The 16,471-nt window shown below is 59.7% G+C and carries 15 protein-coding genes; 7 read left to right on the top strand and 8 right to left on the bottom strand.

The window, feature by feature from the left end; translation table 11 throughout:
* The first annotated feature begins 3 nt into the window (after positions 1 to 3).
* Genes urtD through FD715_RS06420 form a run of 4 tightly spaced genes read left to right on the top strand, consistent with a single transcriptional unit; the run spans position 4 to position 3,089 of the window.
* Positions 4 to 744: an urea ABC transporter ATP-binding protein UrtD gene (gene urtD, locus FD715_RS06405; protein ID WP_147106933.1), complete on the top strand. Its 741-nt coding sequence runs from the start codon at positions 4 to 6 to the stop codon at positions 742 to 744.
* A 13-nt stretch (positions 745 to 757) separates the two neighbouring features.
* Positions 758 to 1,447: an urea ABC transporter ATP-binding subunit UrtE gene (gene urtE, locus FD715_RS06410; RefSeq protein ID WP_147106936.1), complete on the top strand. Its 690-nt coding sequence runs from the start codon at positions 758 to 760 to the stop codon at positions 1,445 to 1,447.
* Between the two features lie 22 nt (positions 1,448 to 1,469).
* Positions 1,470 to 2,699 (top strand): formamidase, encoded by a 1,230-nt coding sequence (fmdA, locus tag FD715_RS06415; protein WP_147106938.1) that lies wholly within the window; start codon positions 1,470 to 1,472, stop codon positions 2,697 to 2,699.
* Positions 2,700 to 2,759: 60 nt separating this feature from the next.
* Positions 2,760 to 3,089 carry an FmdB family zinc ribbon protein gene (locus FD715_RS06420; RefSeq protein WP_147106941.1) on the top strand — a complete coding sequence of 110 codons (330 nt, stop codon included), beginning with the start codon at positions 2,760 to 2,762 and terminating at the stop codon, positions 3,087 to 3,089.
* A gap of 109 nt (positions 3,090 to 3,198) precedes the next feature.
* On the opposite strand, the gene FD715_RS06425 is transcribed toward FD715_RS06420, so the two are convergent.
* From FD715_RS06425 to FD715_RS06455, 8 genes are all read right to left on the bottom strand, one after another.
* Positions 3,199 to 6,348, bottom strand: coding sequence for a CHAT domain-containing protein (locus tag FD715_RS06425; RefSeq protein ID WP_189799426.1), 3,150 nt, complete (start codon positions 6,346 to 6,348; stop codon positions 3,199 to 3,201).
* Between the two features lies 1 nt (position 6,349).
* Positions 6,350 to 6,880: a hypothetical protein gene (locus FD715_RS22475; RefSeq protein ID WP_189799427.1), complete on the bottom strand. Its 531-nt coding sequence runs from the start codon at positions 6,878 to 6,880 to the stop codon at positions 6,350 to 6,352.
* Positions 6,877 to 7,296, bottom strand: a complete 420-nt coding sequence (locus FD715_RS06430; RefSeq protein ID WP_147106947.1) for a hypothetical protein — start codon at positions 7,294 to 7,296, stop codon at positions 6,877 to 6,879. The genes FD715_RS22475 and FD715_RS06430 overlap by 4 nt, the downstream gene beginning before the upstream one ends.
* 220 nt (positions 7,297 to 7,516) lie before the next feature.
* The gene (locus FD715_RS06435; protein ID WP_147106950.1) at positions 7,517 to 9,316 is read right to left on the bottom strand and encodes an NAD(P)/FAD-dependent oxidoreductase; all 1,800 of its coding nucleotides are present in this window, start codon (positions 9,314 to 9,316) and stop codon (positions 7,517 to 7,519) included.
* A gap of 103 nt (positions 9,317 to 9,419) precedes the next feature.
* Positions 9,420 to 10,322, bottom strand: coding sequence for a ribokinase (gene rbsK / locus FD715_RS06440; RefSeq protein WP_147106953.1), 903 nt, complete (start codon positions 10,320 to 10,322; stop codon positions 9,420 to 9,422).
* 2 nt (positions 10,323 to 10,324) lie between these two features.
* On the bottom strand, positions 10,325 to 10,771 hold the full coding sequence (locus FD715_RS06445) for an RbsD/FucU family protein (protein ID WP_147106956.1): 447 nt from the start codon (positions 10,769 to 10,771) through the stop codon (positions 10,325 to 10,327).
* 24 nt (positions 10,772 to 10,795) lie between these two features.
* The gene (locus FD715_RS06450) at positions 10,796 to 11,443 is read right to left on the bottom strand and encodes an SGNH/GDSL hydrolase family protein (RefSeq protein ID WP_147106959.1); all 648 of its coding nucleotides are present in this window, start codon (positions 11,441 to 11,443) and stop codon (positions 10,796 to 10,798) included.
* Between the two features lie 2 nt (positions 11,444 to 11,445).
* Entirely contained in the window at positions 11,446 to 12,486 is a 1,041-nt protein-coding gene (locus FD715_RS06455; RefSeq protein WP_147106962.1) for an ABC transporter ATP-binding protein, read from the bottom strand.
* A 217-nt stretch (positions 12,487 to 12,703) separates the two neighbouring features.
* Between FD715_RS06455 and FD715_RS06460 the strand changes: the two genes are divergently transcribed.
* The 3 genes from FD715_RS06460 (at position 12,704) to FD715_RS06470 (ending at position 16,427) form a co-directional block, all read left to right on the top strand.
* Positions 12,704 to 14,332: a substrate-binding domain-containing protein gene (locus tag FD715_RS06460; protein ID WP_147106965.1), complete on the top strand. Its 1,629-nt coding sequence runs from the start codon at positions 12,704 to 12,706 to the stop codon at positions 14,330 to 14,332.
* A 74-nt stretch (positions 14,333 to 14,406) separates the two neighbouring features.
* The gene (locus FD715_RS06465) at positions 14,407 to 15,510 is read left to right on the top strand and encodes a carbohydrate ABC transporter permease (RefSeq protein WP_147106967.1); all 1,104 of its coding nucleotides are present in this window, start codon (positions 14,407 to 14,409) and stop codon (positions 15,508 to 15,510) included.
* Positions 15,507 to 16,427: a carbohydrate ABC transporter permease gene (locus FD715_RS06470; RefSeq protein WP_147106970.1), complete on the top strand. Its 921-nt coding sequence runs from the start codon at positions 15,507 to 15,509 to the stop codon at positions 16,425 to 16,427. The genes FD715_RS06465 and FD715_RS06470 overlap by 4 nt, the downstream gene beginning before the upstream one ends.
* The last annotated feature ends 44 nt before the right edge of the window (positions 16,428 to 16,471 follow it).

Consider the following 16,471-nt stretch of genomic DNA (forward strand, 5'->3'; position numbering starts at 1 on the left):
GGCATGAACGAGCGTTTTATCCTCAAGGTCGAAGATCTGACTGTGTCGTTCGATGGTTTCAAAGCCGTCGATCACCTGAGCTTTTATGTCGAGCCGAACGAATGCCGGGTGATCATTGGCCCCAATGGGGCGGGCAAGACCACCGTCCTTGATCTGATCTGCGGACGGACCAAGGCGACCGAAGGGTCTGTGGTTTTCAAGAACAAAGAGCTGCTGTCCATGCGTGAGGACCAGATCGTGCATGCCGGGGTTGGTCGCAAGTTCCAGACGCCATCGGTCTACGAAGATCTGACGGTGTTTGAGAACCTCGAACTCAGCTACCCCAAGGGACACGGCGTGTTTGGCGCGCTGGCCTTCAAGCGCGATGAAAAGGTGCGTGCGCGCATCAAGGACATCGCCGAGACGATCTTTCTTGCCGATCAACTCGACGAAAAGGCGGCATTCCTCAGCCACGGTCAAAAGCAATGGCTGGAGATCGGTATGCTGCTGATTCAGGACCCCCAGCTTTTGATGTTGGACGAGCCGGTGGCTGGCATGTCGGTGGCCGAACGCAAGAAGACCGCCGAATTGCTCAACCGTATCATCCAGGACCGATCCGTGATCGTGATCGAGCATGACATGGGTTTTGTCGCCGACATCGCGACCCGCGTGACGGTTCTGCACCAGGGCAAAACGCTGTCCGAAGGCACGATGGAGCGCGTCCAGAACGACCCGAAAGTGGTCGAAGTCTACCTCGGCCATTGAAGGAGCACCCGGCATGTTGACCGTCAAATCCCTGTCCGCGTCCTACGGCGAAAGCGAAGTCCTTCACGGTCTCGACCTGACTGTGCAACCCGGCGAGATCGTCGCGATCATGGGGCGCAACGGTATGGGCAAGACCACGTTTATGAAAACGCTCATGGGCATCATGCCCGAAAAGACCGGCGACGTGACAGTCGCGGAGACGCCGGTCACCGGAATGAAATCGCACCAGCGCGTGGCCAATGGCATCGCCTATGTGCCCCAAGGGCGCATGATCTTTTCCGCCATGACCGTACAGGAAAACGTGGAGACGGGCCTGACCGTCACCGGGCAATCAAAGGTACCCGATGACATCTACGAGCTGTTCCCGGTCTTGCTTGAGATGAAGGACCGGCGGGGCGGCAATCTGTCGGGCGGACAGCAACAGCAGCTGGCCATCGCGCGCGCGCTCGCGTCGAACCCGAAAGTGCTGCTTCTGGATGAACCAACCGAGGGCATTCAGCCTTCGATTATCCGCGAAATGGCCCGCACGTTGCGCAAGATCCGCGATGAAAAGGGGCTGAGCATTGTCGTGTCCGAACAGGTGCTTAGCTTCGCGCTCGACGTCGCCGACCGGGTGATGGTGATCGAAAACGGCACCTTTGTGCATGACAGCCCCCGTGCGGGCATCGACGAGGCCAAGGTCTCGAAATTCCTTTCCGTATGACCAAAAAGACCAGGAGGATTTTATGGCAGATACATTGATTTCGGTGGAACTGAGCGAGAGCCCGCACACCAACGAAAACGTCCACAACCGCTGGCACCCGGACATTCCGATCAACGTCTGGGTCGAACCGGGGGATGACTTCAGGATTGAAACCTATGACTGGACAGGGGGTCAGATCAAAAACGACGACGACGCGTCCGATGTGCGCGATGTGGAGTTGGAACAGGTCCATTACCTGTCCGGACCCATCGGTGTGAAGGGTGCGGAACCGGGCGATCTGCTGGTGGTCGAGATCCTCGACATCGGGGCCAAGGAAGAGATGCTTTGGGGATTCAACGGCTTCTTTTCCAAGCAGAATGGCGGCGGTTTCCTGACAGAGCATTTTCCCGAGGCGCAGAAGTCCATCTGGGATTTCGACGGGATGTTCACCAAATCGCGGCATGTGCCCGGCGTTAAATATGCTGGCTTGATCCATCCCGGTCTGATCGGCTGTCTGCCGGATCGCAAGATGCTCGACATGTGGAATGCACGCGAAACGGCGTTGTTCAACACCGATCCGGAGCGTGTCCCGCCTCTGGCTGCGCTGCCCAACACGCAAAGCGCGCATATGGGGGCGATGAAAGGCGATGAACGCGATGCCGCCGCGGCCGAAGCTGCACGCACCGTTCCGCCCCGGGAACACGGTGGCAACTGCGATATCAAGGACCTGAGCCGTGGGGCGATCTGCTATTTCCCGGTCTATGTTGACGGTGCGGGGCTTTCGATGGGCGATCTGCACTTCAGCCAGGGTGATGGTGAAATCACGTTCTGTGGTGCCATCGAAATGGCCGGTTGGCTGCACCTCAAAGTGTCATTGGTGAAGGAAGGGATGAGCAAATACGGGATCAAGAACCCGATCTTCAAACCATCCCCGATCACGCCCAAATACGACGACTATCTGATCTTTGAAGGTATCTCGGTCGATGAGAGCGGTGAACAGCATTATCTTGATGTGCATATCGCCTATCGCCAGGCCTGCCTCAACGCGATCGAGTATTTGAAGAAGTTCGGCTATTCCGGCGCGCAGGCCTATGCGATCCTCGGCACCGCTCCGGTGCAGGGGCACATTTCGGGCGTGGTCGATATTCCAAACGCGTGTGCCACGCTTTGGCTGCCGAACGACATCTTTGAATGGGACATGATGCCCAATGCCGAAGGGCCGACCAAGCATTTGGACGGCAGTGTAGACATCCCCCTGGCTGCAGATTTGTAACCCAAAATGATCGGCGAGGCTCGCGGGCTTTGCCGGTCGCCAACGTTTCCGGAGTTAAACATGCCCGTCTATGAATACCGATGCGATGATTGTGGGGTTTTCGAGGCCATGATGCCGATGCATGCCTTCGCCAACCCATGCGATTGCCCGGATTGCGGCCAATCAGCGCCCCGTGTTTTGTTCAGCGTCCCGCACATCTCGGGGATGAGTTCCAGCACTCGATACGCACACGAAACCAATGAACGCGCGGCCGACAGCCCGAAAAGAAGCAGTCACGGCCCGGGATGCAGTTGCTGTGGCGGTGGGGCGAAGAAGAAAAGCAAAACGCTGTATCGTCCGGATGGAACAAAGAGCTTTCCAACCAAGCGACCGTGGATGATTTCACACTGAGGTGGGCATGTCGTGACTTAAGTGTTTTGCAAATCTCGCGGTTCGCAATCGTAAGTATTCGTCCACCTTGATCGGACCCAACCCTGGGTATTTTCTGTCACGTCGTAACTCAGCGTGAAGAGGTGACGTAGAAGCCTGCCCAATAGAACGGTTCCGCATACGGTGTTTCGTCCACCGGCAATGCGCGTAGGAAGGCGACGCGTTCCGCAATCTGCGGTAGCGACGCGCGGGGCAAGAGCGGGAGGGCCGTGTTGATCTGGGAAATAAGCGTGTCGCGGGTGGCGTCGCGCAGCCATGTTTGTGCCTCGTGAAGTGCCGTCGCGGGGGCGGTGCCCTCCAACAGCCTGCTGTAAAAGGCATTCAGCAAGAGCGCCGTTGCCACGTCGTCCACCGGCCATAGGGAGCCGACCACATCCCGCGCGCCCATTTCGAGAAAGGTGGAAGGCAGACCCACGAAATCGGTCCCGAGCGTGCTGCTGCCCAATCCGGTTTCGCAGGCCGACAGCACGACGAGCGCGGGCGGTCGGTCAAGCTCCATGTTAAGGAGTTGGCGCACTGTAAGCGTTCCGACGTCGCCGCCTAGAAGCAGGCCAGAGCGGTTGGGTCGCGCCCAATCGTAGCTGCCGTGGCTGGAGAGGTGCAGCACCGATTTGCCGTCAAATGCGGCTGCCAATGTGCCAGGAGAGCGAACTTGCCGCTCCATGCGGCTGAGCTGTGCGGAGGGGTGATCGGCAGTGGAAAAGAGCCCGGTCAAAAGAGCTGACTCAAGCCCGGCAAAGGCAGGCGCGCCCGCCCCGTCGACATCAATCCATGCGGCGGTGTTGAGGGGCGCGGCAATTTGCGACGCGGATGTATCGGACGACACAAGGCGCGTTTGTGGCACGGCGATGTCGTGAATGCTTTGGCCACTTGCGGGGTCACGGGCCAGCCACCACGGCAGCGCACCCAGCACACCGTCGGGCAGCAATGAGATGCTGTCGGGCCGCCCGTCCTGCAACGCGGCGAACAGCGGTTCAGCGATCATCTCGCCTAAGCGGTCGCGCAGGGTCGGGAACGGGTCAGAGAACGGCGGACGGCCCGGCAGCGGCGCCAGCCAGTTTTGCCGATACGCTTCGAACCAGGATACGGAGGCGAGGGGTGTGCGCGGCGGGTCCACGAGGTCACGAATGGCTTCGCGCGTGAGGCCGGGCGCCTCGACAAAAGTGGTCCGATCATTTCGGACTAGGATCAAACCACCGGGATCAAGCACGGTGCCGATGATCGGCACGACCAGCAACTCCCCCGGCCCCACGTTGGGCCGTTCGGGTCGCGCGGTGCGTTGCGCGATGGCATTTTGCGCGTCAGTTGGGGCAAACATGTCGATGTCGGCTGGACCGAGGTTGGACATTTTCCACAGTCGCGGCACGTTTTGGGCGGGCGTGCCGCTGGCAAGGACACGGTCCACCGCCCGCGTCGCCGTTGTGAAGTTCAGCGCGGCATCCACCTCTCCTGAGCGCGCCAGGCGGGCGATGGCGACGGACACCTGGGTTCCAAATCCTTGACTGAGCACGCGGGCGTCGCGGCGGTCGCCGACCTGGCCAAGCAAGTCAGTAAAGGCGTCCAGAAAGACGAGGTTGGCATCCAGCGCGCCCGCATCCCTGCGTTTGCTTTCCAATTGCGCCCGAAGCCACAATACCGAGAGTGCGGTCATCCCCCCGCGCGTCTCCGGCGCGTACCTGGTCAACCCATCGAGCCAGTCTTCGGCTTGGGCAAGATCTTCGCCCTGTCCTCTCGCTATGAGGTTAGAGGCCAGATCGACTGTGGCGCGCACGACGATGGGTTCTGCGATGTCAGAGGCTGCAAGGCCGATTAACCCGGTTTGAAGATAGCTGATCTGGTCGTCGATGAAGGGGAAGCTGCGCAGCGCGCCATAGTTCGGCGTCAGCAACGGAGGTGTTTCGACGCCGGTTGCGATGTATTGCCCTTCGATCTCCAGGATCGACGCAAGGCGAATCCAGTTGTTTGAATACGCGGCTATCTGGTTTGGGTCTTGACCGTTGAGGATCGGCTCGCGGCTGCGCTCAAGCAGAGCACTGACGAGATGCGCTTTGCCGAAGGGGATCAGCGCCTCCCATGCGTGTTGCCGGGCAGGGACGTATTGAATTGAGGCAAAGCGCAGGCCCGGCCCGGCCTCGCCCGCGCGCGCGTCGAGTTGGTCAATCAACTGCAGCGCACGGATCAGGACATCCATGGCCTCCCGGTCGGTGACGGCATCCGAAACGGAAAGGCGGTAGGCGTCCAGCAGGGCGTCCATGCCTGCTTCGAGCATCAGGTCACTGAGGTTTCGGAACCGCAGAAGCGCCGTGACCCTGTTGAGGTGGGTGTGCGCCGCGATGTCTGTTTCGCCAGCTCCCGCGAAGCCTTCGGCCGATTTTTTGGTGAGCGCACGCGACTGGCTGAGACGTTCTTCAAGCGTGTCGGTGCCGTAGAGGAGGGTTGCCGTCGCTGCCAGATCCGTTGCGCGGGCTTGCAGGTCTGGCATGCCCATTTGCGCGCGTGCGTTGGCGGCCAAAAGGTACGTGTTTGCTGCGCCTTGTCCTGCCGCAGGATTGGTCCGCGCGCTTTCGAGCAAAAGGTCACCCTTCCATTCCAGCAGCGTTGCCTCGTCCGCTAGGGAAGGCGCGAGAGGAAGAGCGCGATCAACAAGACGCAAAGCGGCTGCGCGCTCCGCCGAGGTGCGTGCAGACAACTCCATGTACATCCTGGCGAAGCGAATGGTGTTCGTGGGTGTGATCCGGGTGTTCGTTTGCAAAGCCGCCATATCGGTAAAGCGCTGGATGGCGCGGCGCAGAAGAACGTCGCGCTGGCGGCTCGCAGGCGGGCCAAGCCGGTCGTTTGCGATCTCAAGCGGGTTGGACTGGGCAAGGCGCGGCACATCGAGTGCCTGAAAGAGGGCTGCGAGACCCAGCAAGCGGAGCCGTTCGGCTTGCAGGTCGACTGGCAAAGCCTCCGGCGGCAGTTGTTCCAGAATGGTTTCGGCAGCGACAGTGTTTTGAGTGCCGCCCGCGATAAGCAGGCGGGTTGCACGATCAAGCTGAACGGCGTCTCCGGACAAGCCGATGAACGGCGAAAAGCGGTAGGGTGTTGTGTCCCAAATCCAGAGCGCAGACAGGTCGGATGGGCCCCTGAGTGAACCGCCAAATGATAACTCTTGTTGTGCAGTGGCCGTGGGTGGCACCAGCGCGCAAGCGGCGCATATGGCGATCACGGACCAGCGCATATCAGGGGCACGCGTCCAGCGCGGCGACCCGTTCGGTTGCAAAGCCCAAGCGCGGCGAGACCGCTTGATGGCGGTCAATTTCGGGTTGGAAGTTACGCAAGAGCCAGCAGGCATCGGGTGTAAAATGCAACGCAGCCGTGCCTTTGTGGCAAAGTCCTGCATCAAGGCAGCCCGACAGGCTGGCAAAGAAGCGGTCAAGCTCGAACAGTGTTCCGACGCCAGCCTCGGCCACGATGATCTGCGCAAACCGGGCGTGGACGGACGCCTGATCTGTTTCGGGGACGGGGCCCGCGTTCAGACGACGCAGATCGCTTTCACGGGCCAGCAGCGTGGTTGATAGCGCACGTAAGGCGCGGCCTGCGGGTGCCGTGTCGCCCTCGAGCCGATCAAGATAGGCGAGCGTGCGTGCAACGCGCTGATCCTCTTGCAAGACGAGAAACTGCCAGACGGCAAAGGCGGCGCCAAAAATCACGACAAGTTTCGAGACCGCGTCAAGCCAGACCAGAGTTTTGGGTTTCTCTGCGTCGCTCATGTCGGGCACGCCGTCAGGTCGATGCTCAGGTCGGTCCCTGCGCTGCTGTCGAGTTGTGCAGGCAGAGTGTCGGCGAGACATTCAAGCTGCCTGAGGTCGAGGATGTAAACCGGCGATATGGGGCCTGTTGCGCCTTCTTCGGGCAAGATCTCGAGCCGGTTTTTGTAGTCAACCGTGGCGTCGGGCACGTCGCAGGACAGCCGCACGATGATTGGGGTTTGTTGGCGCGCTTCGTTGATCAGTTGATCAAGCTGCGCGTTGAAGCAGGTAAAGCTTTCGACGCTGCCTTCGAGCACGGTGTCACAAAAGGGACAATCTGCAAGCGCGGTGTGGCCCGCTGCGATACCAGCCACCATAAGGACGGCGGGAATGGCCCGATCAAAGCGAAACCTGAGACGGCGCGTGGCGTCGGTCATCGGATCAAATACCTTTTCGGTACAGCAATGCATTTCTTAAAATTCGGCTACAGCAGCATATCACATATTAGAGCTTGTGGATAGCGAAGTGCGCCCGTGGTCAGGACACCACGCTATCGCTGGCGACATTTTTAGGCGTCGCCAGCAAGTAATCCCGGGGAAAGCATGCGTCTTAGGACACTGTGAGAACCGACACATCCGGGTTCTTTAGAAACCCGTCTCAGCCGCGGTGATGCGTTTCCTGCAATCCGTAGACCGGTGTGTCGATCCCCTCCAACCGCGCCTTGATCTGCAGGGCCAGGAATTGGGAATAATGCCGCGACTGGTGCAGGTTGCCGCCGTGGAACCACAGTGCTTCTTGCTGGGTCGGTTTCCACATGTTGCGCTGTTCGCCCTCCCATGGGCCGGGGTCTTTTGGCGTATCTGAGCCAAGGCCCCAGACCTTGCCGACCTTGTCCGCTGTCTCCTGCCCGATCAGGTCCGCCACCCAGCCGTTCATCGACCCGTAGCCTGTCGCATAGACGATCAGGTCAGCTTCAAGCTTTGTGCCGTTCTCAAGCACAACACCATCCTTTACGATTTCGGTCACTTGGCCGGGCTGCAGCTTGATCTTACCATCGATCACCAGCTGGCTCGCACCGACGTCGATGTAGTAGCCGGAACCACGACGCAGGTATTTCATGAACAGCCCGGAATTGTCGGCCCCCCAATCAAGTTGAAAGCCTGCCTTTTCCAAACCAGCATAGAATTCGGCATCAACCTCTTTGATCTTGTCGTACACGGGAATCTGGAATTCGTGTAGGATGCGATAGGGCAGCGAGGCAAAGATCAGGTCGGCCTTTTGCGTGGTGACGCCCGCCTCGACCGCGCGCTCGGAATACAGATCGCCGAGGCCGTATTCCATCAGCGGCTCAGATCGCACAATATGGGTCGACGACCGTTGGATCATGGTCACGTCCACGTCATTTTCCCAGAGCGCGGCACAGATGTCGTGGGCCGAGTTGTTGGACCCGATCACAACCGCTTTCTTACCCTTGTACTTGTCCGGTCCTGGATGCTGGCTTGAGTGATGCTGGTCGCCTTTGAACGTGTCCATGCCGGGGAAATCCGGGACGTTTGCCTTGCCGGACATGCCGGTGGCAAAGACCAGTTGCTTGGGCCGCAGGGTAATCTTTTCGCCGTCGCGATCCACGGTGACGGCCCACTCTTTGGACTGCTCATCATATGCGGCATGCTCAACCGTGGACCGGGTCCAATAATTCAGCTCCATGATCCTTGTATACATCTCGAGCCAGTCGCCGATCTTGTCCTTGGGCGAAAAGACCGGCCAGTTCGGCGGGAAGGGCAGGTACGGCAGGTGATCGTACCAGACCGGGTCATGCAGGCAGAGCGATTTGTAGCGTTTGCGCCAGCTGTCGCCAGGGCGTTCATTCTTTTCGACAATGATGGTTGGCACGCCCAGTTGACGCAAACGTGCGCCAAGCGCAATGCCACCCTGACCGCCGCCGATAATTACGGTGTAGGGCTGGGTCGTGTAGCCAAGTTCCTTTTGCTCTTTCTCGCGCTCTTCGGCCCAAGTCAGGCGCCCTTTTCCCGCACCATGTTTCGCGCCAAGCGGGCGTTCGTAGCCCAAGGGCTCCTCATGACCCTTGAGTTCGGTCATCGACGTCAGCAGCGTCCAGATCAGCCCGTCCTTGAGACGGACAAGCCCGTAGCCACGCGCAACTTCGGTTTCGAAACTGATCCACGCGGTCGTTATCCCGCCCTCTTCGGTGACCACTTCGTTCTCTGCAATACGCCACTGTCTGGACTTTGTGGTGCCAAGCTGCGCCGTCAGCATTTCGCGGATCTGGTCGTGGCCCTCCATGGTTCGGATGTTCCAGGTGAACGTGACAAGGTCGCGCCAATAGCTGTCGGCCTGGAACATGTTCACCGCCGTGTCGATGTCGGCGTGTTCCAAGGCATGGCCAAATCTGTCGAGAAACTCTTGGACTTCTGTATTCAGTGTCGTGTCCAGCATTCTGCGCCCTCCCAAGTGCAACTTACGAGAGTGTGCCAGAACGGTGCCGTCTGCGCGACATTTTTGCTGTGCATGACCGGTTTCTTGCCGATCACGGCGCGTTTCACAGCAGCGCGTCGACCTCAGCGCGTTGAGGCATAGAGGGTGCGGTGCCGGCCCGTGTAACCGAAATGCCGGCTGTTGCGCAACCGTACTGCACCGCATTGAGTGCTGATTTGCCTTCGGCCAGAGCTGCGGCGAAGGCGCCGTTGAATGCGTCGCCCGCACCTGTGGTTTCTACGACCTTTCCAGCGGCCACTGCAGGCACAAGGCCGTGGCCTGACAGGTAAGCCCCTTGCTCGCCCATCGTGATGATCGGTGTGCCGACCCCTTGAGCCTTCAGTGCGGCACAGGCCTGCTCGGCCTCTGCGATGGTGGTGACGGCAATCCCGGTCAATGCCTCACATTCGGTCTCGTTTGGGGTCACGTAATCGCAAAGGGCCAGCATTCCGTCGGGCAAGGCTGCAGCAGGTGCGGGGTTCAAAACCGTGGTAACGCCGGCCGCGCGGGCCAGGGAGAGGCCGCGCATGGCGGCATCCATCGGTTGTTCCAGCTGAGTTACGAAAACATCGGCGCTTGCAATAAGGTCCCCATGCGCCTCGACATCCGCGGCGGAGATCAGAGCCGCCGCACCGGGTGCGATGATGATCGCGTTATCACCGGTGCTTTCCTCGATAAAGATATGCGCGGCGCCAGTGTAGCTGTCCGCGATTTGCCTGATATGTGGAACAACACCCGCCTGCGCCCAGGTGTCGAGCGCGAGCTTGCCAAAATCGTCCTGTCCGAGGTTCGAGATGAAATGCGTGTCCGCTCCCATGCGCGCGCAGGCCACCGCCTGGTTCGAACCCTTGCCGCCCGGTCCCAGCGCAAAGCTGTTGCCCATGATGGTTTCGCCCATGACCGGCATGCGATCCGCGCGATACGCGGTGTCGGCGACAAAAACGCCCAGTATGACGACGGTTCCCATGCTTATCCCTCGTCCGGGGGCACGACGCCCTTGCGCAGGGCAAAGCATCCGTAAAAGCGCCGTTCGCCGGTTTGGATCACGGCGTAGGCCTGTTTCGCTCGGTCGTAGAATGCGTACCGTTCGATACCCAGCAGGATCGGCCCTTCGACACGGCTGACTTCGGCTTGGACCTCTTCCATTACCGGTAGGATCGTGTCGGGTTCATCCACCACCTCCATCCGTGCAGCGGCGTCATCGACGAACGTGTCGATGGGATAAACCGACAAGACGGCCCGCATTACTTCGGCTACAGGTCTGTCGATGCGCAGGACCTCGCCCAGCACCGTTTGACGTGCCACACTGTCCGAAGGAAAGTTGGTGTCTGCGATGATCAGATCATCGCCGTGGCCCATGGCACGCAGTGCGTAAAGCACGTCGGCGTTCAGAATGGGGTCAATTCCCTTGAGCATGTGGATACTCCTTTCTTGGATCAATCAGTTGAAGTGATCGGCAACGGCCACTGCCATGGCGCCGCCGATGGCGGCATGCGCGCCGATGTCGAGGTGGATGCCATCGACGGGGTCGACATGCACCACGGTATTGAGGTCGACGAACCCGCTTTGGTGTCTGTCGGCCACATCCCGCAACAAGTCTGGCAGAGCACGTGACTTTGGGGCGGCACCTGCAAAGACGTGCTGCAATGCGCCAACTTCCTGAACAGCGACGGGCGCGGCCAAAAGCACTTTGGGGGCGGTCGCGTTTGGGCCACTGTCGCATCGCAGGATTTCGGCCACCAATCGCTGGACGCCAAGGGCAATGTCATACGCTGTCAGCCCGAAACGCGCCTTCAGATCGTTGGTGCCAAGCATCAGGATGACGAGGTCAATCGGCCTGTGGCTCTCGAGGATGGCGTGGAGGGTGCGTGCGCCGTTCTTGTGCATCCCTTCAATCGGATCGTCCCAGACGGCTGTGCGCCCTGGATGCCCTTCGGCGATAACCTCCCAGTCAACGGGCAGGGCGCTGGCCATGATATTTGGCCACCTGTCTGCCTTGTCGTGTCGCCGCCTGTCGGTTGCGCTGGTCATTGCGACCGTTCCGTGCGTGTTGCTGTCGCCAAAGCAGAGTATGGTGCGCGGCGGCATGGTTACACGGAAAGCCGTTGTCCGGTCGCACTGTCAAAGCAGTGCAGGTAACTCGGGTCGGGTGCCAGATGGACTGTCTGGCCGGGCTCGAATGCGTGCCGCTCGCGGAAAACGGCGGTGACGTCCTGTCCCTGGAACGTCAGAAACACCATGGTTTCGGACCCGGTGGGTTCGACCACCTTTACTTGCATCGCGAGGCCCGCGTCAGCCAGCACCAGATGCTCGGGCCGGATGCCCAACCGGACCTTACCGCTGCCGGCCGGACCGGCAAACAGCTGGTCGGCAACCTTGATCTGTCCGTCAGCGAGGTCGGCGTCCAGAAGGTTCATTGACGGCGCCCCGATGAACGTCGCGACGAACTCGTTTGCAGGGTTGTCATACAGCTCAAGCGGCGTGCCGATCTGTTCGATATTGCCGCCCTGCATGACGACGATGCGGTCGGCGAGGGTCATCGCTTCGATCTGGTCATGGGTCACGAAGATCGTTGTCGTCTTCAGCCGCTGGTGCAGTTCCTTGATCTCGGTTCGCATCTGGATGCGCAGCTTGGCATCAAGGTTGGACAACGGCTCGTCAAAAAGGAACACCTGCGGGTCACGCACGATGGCCCGGCCCATGGCCACGCGCTGGCGTTGCCCTCCCGACAGGTGCCGCGGCTTGCGATCCAGGTATTCGGTCAGGCTGAGAATTTCTGCCGCCTCTTTGACCCGGCGTGCAATCTCGGCCTTGTCTGCGCCCGCAACCTTGAGGGCAAACCCCATATTCTCAGCCACTGATTTGTGCGGGTAGAGCGCGTAGGTCTGGAACACCATGGCGATGTCGCGCTCGGCCGGAGGCAAGTTGTTCACCACACGGTCGCCGATGGCGATGGCGCCGCTGTTGATCGGTTCCAACCCTGCGATCATGCGTAAAAGCGTCGACTTCCCGCAGCCGGACGGGCCAACGAGGGCCACAAATTCCCCGTCGCCGATATCCACGTTGACGCCGTGGATCACCTCTACGGCGCCGTATGATTTTCGGATGTCCTGAATCTTGACGCCTGCCATGCGCGGGGTCCCCTTCACTTAGAAATGGGATGCTAGTGAAAGGGATTTTTGTTGTCTACGTATCCGGGTCAGCTTTTGTTGACTTAACGTAAATCTCACGCATAGTGAGAGTTCCTCGGGGGAGTACGAGGCGCTATCACCTAGAAAAAATAACATAAAATGCGCCCCACCATCTGCCCAAGGATGATTTGTATCACGAGATCCAGGGAGGATGGATATGAAGACCGGATTGTACAATTACATTAGAGCGGCGCAGAAAATGAACCGCCGGCAAATGCTGAAAGGCACCGCTGCGGTGGGTGCTGCCGCAATGTTACCCAAAGGCGCCGCCATGGCGGATGGGCACGGAAACATCCGTGCGGAGATCCTTAAAATCCCCGGCGTCGGCGCCGGTTCACCGACCGATAGCGATTGGCAAAAGGTTGGTGAAATGTGCCTTGGTGCGACCAAGGAAAACGTCGCCGAAGGCGAATTCGAAGGTGTCGAACTGACCTTCATGGGTTTGAACAACCAGAACCTGCACAACTTTCTATTTCGCGGGTTCCTGAAACCGTGGGAGGCCTATACCGGCGCCAAGATCAACTGGATTGACCTGGCGCAGGCCGATTATAACGCCCGCCTGCAGCAGTCGATTGCGACAGGTACGGTGGACTTTGACATCATCGAAATGGGCGCCCCCTTCGAGGGTGATGTGCTGGGCAAGGGCCTGGCTTCCGAGATGCCCGACTGGGTCAAAGAGCAAATCGACATGGACGACTATGTCGACTACCTCAAGGCGCCTGTGGGCACTTGGGACGGCAAGACATACCGGGTGTCCATTGATGGTGATTGTCACAGCTTTGCCTATCGCAAGGACTATTTCGGCCCCGACGGGATTGGTGGCGCCGAGGTGCCGACCACCTGGCAAGAGATCAACCAGGTCTCAAAGGACCTGGTCGGCAAGGAAGATCCGCTGACGGGACTGCCTGCGCACGGCTACCTTGATCCCCTCAAGGGCTGGGGCGGCTTCGGCTTCTATTTCCTTGAAAACCGCGCGGCGGCCTATGCCAAGCACCCCAATAGCCCCGCGTGGTTGTTCGACCCCGAAACCATGACACCGATGGTGAACAACCCGGCGTGGGTGCAGGCCATCCAGGATGTCATGGACCTGATCGAAGCGGGCGCCTATCCCGCTGATCAGATCAACGCTGACCCGGGTACAACCGCATTCCAGCAGTTTCTGGCCGGTACCGGTTCCATGCTGATGTGGTGGGGCGATGTGGGATCAAGTGCGCGGACTTCGGACACCTCTGTGGTGGGCGATGTCGTGGGCTTTGGTATCAACCCGGCCTCCGACCGCGTCTACAATGCCCAAGCGGGCGCATGGGAAGACACCCGCAACGAAGCGCCCAACATGGCCTATATCGGCTGGGGTGTTTACGTCATGGCAACGGTCGAAGGCGACGAAAAGAAGAAGAAGGCGGCATGGTCAGCTGCGGCCCATCTGGGGGGCAAGGACCTATCGCTTTGGGCGTCGGCCTATCCTTCGGGTTTCCAGCCTTATCGTAACTCGCACTTCCAGTTCGAAGAGTGGGAAGAGGCCGGTTACGACCGCGCGTTCATCGAGGACTACCTCGGCTCCAACGCCGACAGCTACAACCATCCAAACGCGGCCATCGAACCGCGTATTCCCGGTATCTTCCAGTACTACTCGGTTGCCGAGGATGAACTCGCCAAGGGCTATGCGGGTCAGTATGGATCGGCGCAGGAAACGGCAGACGCCATTGCGGCCGCTTGGGAAGAGATCACAAACCAGATCGGGCGCGACAGCCAGATCGCGATCTACCGGGCGTCCCTCGGTCTTTGATGTGATCGCAATGCAAGTGTGGGCGGCGCGCAGGTGCCGCCCATCATGTCTCAAATACAGGCCATCGAACCACCATGAGCGCTGAGGGCGATCTTCTTCACACGGTGACTGCCGACGACATTTCGGAGAACCGTAAACGCCTTGGCAAGCTGATGGTCTGGGGCGCTGCACTTTTATGTGCGGGACTGGCTTTGTGGCAGATGGCTTTTGAAACTGGGCGGGTCAGTTCCGGCTTTGATAACTGGCGGCCCGTTCTGTATGCCTACATGCTTTGGGCGACGGTCCTGTGCGCGGCACAGGTGATGATCCGGGGCGAAGCTGGCAAGCGATCGCTGTTTGTCCTCCCCGCGGCGCTGTTCGTGATCAGCCTCGTGATCTTTCCGCTGCTCTTTGCGCTTTATATCTCTTTCACAGACTGGAACCTTGCATCTGCGGACGGGCCCAAGCCGAACGGTTGGGACAACATGGTGCAGATGTGGAATGACCAGTTCTACTGGAACGCGCTGAAAAACATGGTCTATTACGTCCTCGCGGTCAGCGTGGAATACGTGATCGCCTTTGGCCTTGCGCTGCTGCTGAACGCACAAATCCGGGCCCGCAAATTCTTTCGCGTTGTCTTCCTGCTGCCCTTGATGCTGAGCCCTGTGGCCGTGTCGTGGATGATTGGCAAATCCATGCTGGAAGTCCGGTTTGGCCCGATCAGTCGGGTCGTGCGCGAACTTGGTTTCGAGCCCAGCTTTTTCGGCACGCCCGAGATTGCGCGCTTTATGATCATGGCGATGGATGCGTGGACCTTCATCCCGTTCATGATGATCATGTTGCTGGCCGGGCTGCAGGCGCTCCCGCGCGAGGTGATCGAGGCGTCAAAAGTCGACGGGGCGACGGGCTGGCAGAGCTTCCGCGAAGTGATCTTTCCCCTGATGCTGCCTGTGTCGGTGACGGCCATTGTGATCCGTATCATATTCAAACTCAAACTCGCCGACGTCATCATCAACGTGACCTCTGGCGGACCGGGCGGGGCCACGGATTCGGTCACCAGTTTCATCTTTCGCGAATACCGTGACAGGTCGAATGTCGGGTACGGCACGCTGCTCGCGATGGTCTACCTCGTGCTCATCATCATCTTCGTCACTTTGCTGCTGAAGCTGGTGAGCCGGTGGATGGAGCGCCCCGCATGACCGACACCGCTGTTTTCAAAGACCATGACGCAGACCGTGCGGTCAGGGTGAAATGGTGGGCAAGCCGCTTCGCCATCTACAGCGCCCTGATCATCTGGGCCATCATCTGCCTGTTTCCGATCTACTGGACGCTGACGACATCGTTCAAACTCGCGCCGGACGTGATGCGCGGGAACATGGTGCCGTGGTGGGATTACACGCCGCGCTGGAAAGGGTGGGAATCGCTTGGGCTATCGCCGCGTCTGATCGGCGAAGTATCGACTGTGCGTGAGGAGTTTTTCAAAAGGTTCTGGAACAGCGCGATTGTCGCCACATCGGCGTCCCTGTTGGCGGTCATCCTGGGATCGCTTGCCGCTTACGGACTGTCGCGGTTCAACTATCGGTTCGGGTTCATGCGCAACTCGGACATCTCGTTCTTCTTCCTCAGCCAGATGATCCTGCCGCCCGTGGTTCTGGCCCTGCCGTTTCTGGTGCTCTACCGCTCTCTCGATCTGCTCGACAGTCAGATCGGATTGATCCTGCTTTATACGCTCATGGTGCTGCCCATCGTTATCTGGATCATGCGCGATCAGTTTCAGGGCATCCCGGTTGAGCTGGAGGAGGCGGCCCTTGTTGATGGCCTTGGCATCTGGGGTGCGTTCATTCAGATCGTCTTGCCCATCGCTTTGCCGGGCATGGTCGCCGCGTTCATCCTCAGCCTGGTGCTTTGCTGGAACGAGTATTTCTTTGCCGCCCTGCTCAGTTCGACGAACGCCACGACGCTGCCCGTGATGGTGGCCAGTCAGACCGGGTCGCAGGGCATCAACTGGTGGTCGATGGCGGCGCTGTCATCTGCGGCCATCCTGCCGCTGATTGTCGTGGCGATCTTCCTCGAGAAATACATCATCAAGGGTATGGCGGCTGGCGCGGTGAAGTAACGGGTAATGAACGGTAAAGCGGTCGCGCCCGTGCAAGGCGCCGC

The sequence above is a fragment of the Tateyamaria sp. syn59 genome (assembly GCF_007995245.1).
In the GTDB taxonomy this organism is placed as follows: Bacteria; Pseudomonadota; Alphaproteobacteria; order Rhodobacterales; family Rhodobacteraceae; genus Tateyamaria.

What these genes read in the sequence shown, in the direction of transcription:
- urtD (WP_147106933.1), top strand. Translation starts at nt 4, where the DNA reads ATGAACGAGCGTTTTATCCTCAAGGTCGAAGATCTGACTGTGTCGTTC.
- urtE (WP_147106936.1), top strand. Translation starts at nt 758, where the DNA reads ATGTTGACCGTCAAATCCCTGTCCGCGTCCTACGGCGAAAGCGAAGTC.
- fmdA (WP_147106938.1), top strand. Translation starts at nt 1,470, where the DNA reads ATGGCAGATACATTGATTTCGGTGGAACTGAGCGAGAGCCCGCACACC.
- FD715_RS06420 (WP_147106941.1), top strand. Translation starts at nt 2,760, where the DNA reads ATGCCCGTCTATGAATACCGATGCGATGATTGTGGGGTTTTCGAGGCC.
- FD715_RS06425 (WP_189799426.1), bottom strand. Translation starts at nt 6,348, where the DNA reads ATGCGCTGGTCCGTGATCGCCATATGCGCCGCTTGCGCGCTGGTGCCA.
- FD715_RS22475 (WP_189799427.1), bottom strand. Translation starts at nt 6,880, where the DNA reads ATGAGCGACGCAGAGAAACCCAAAACTCTGGTCTGGCTTGACGCGGTC.
- FD715_RS06430 (WP_147106947.1), bottom strand. Translation starts at nt 7,296, where the DNA reads ATGACCGACGCCACGCGCCGTCTCAGGTTTCGCTTTGATCGGGCCATT.
- FD715_RS06435 (WP_147106950.1), bottom strand. Translation starts at nt 9,316, where the DNA reads ATGCTGGACACGACACTGAATACAGAAGTCCAAGAGTTTCTCGACAGA.
- rbsK (WP_147106953.1), bottom strand. Translation starts at nt 10,322, where the DNA reads ATGGGAACCGTCGTCATACTGGGCGTTTTTGTCGCCGACACCGCGTAT.
- FD715_RS06445 (WP_147106956.1), bottom strand. Translation starts at nt 10,771, where the DNA reads ATGCTCAAGGGAATTGACCCCATTCTGAACGCCGACGTGCTTTACGCA.
- FD715_RS06450 (WP_147106959.1), bottom strand. Translation starts at nt 11,443, where the DNA reads ATGCCGCCGCGCACCATACTCTGCTTTGGCGACAGCAACACGCACGGA.
- FD715_RS06455 (WP_147106962.1), bottom strand. Translation starts at nt 12,486, where the DNA reads ATGGCAGGCGTCAAGATTCAGGACATCCGAAAATCATACGGCGCCGTA.
- FD715_RS06460 (WP_147106965.1), top strand. Translation starts at nt 12,704, where the DNA reads ATGAAGACCGGATTGTACAATTACATTAGAGCGGCGCAGAAAATGAAC.
- FD715_RS06465 (WP_147106967.1), top strand. Translation starts at nt 14,407, where the DNA reads ATGAGCGCTGAGGGCGATCTTCTTCACACGGTGACTGCCGACGACATT.
- FD715_RS06470 (WP_147106970.1), top strand. Translation starts at nt 15,507, where the DNA reads ATGACCGACACCGCTGTTTTCAAAGACCATGACGCAGACCGTGCGGTC.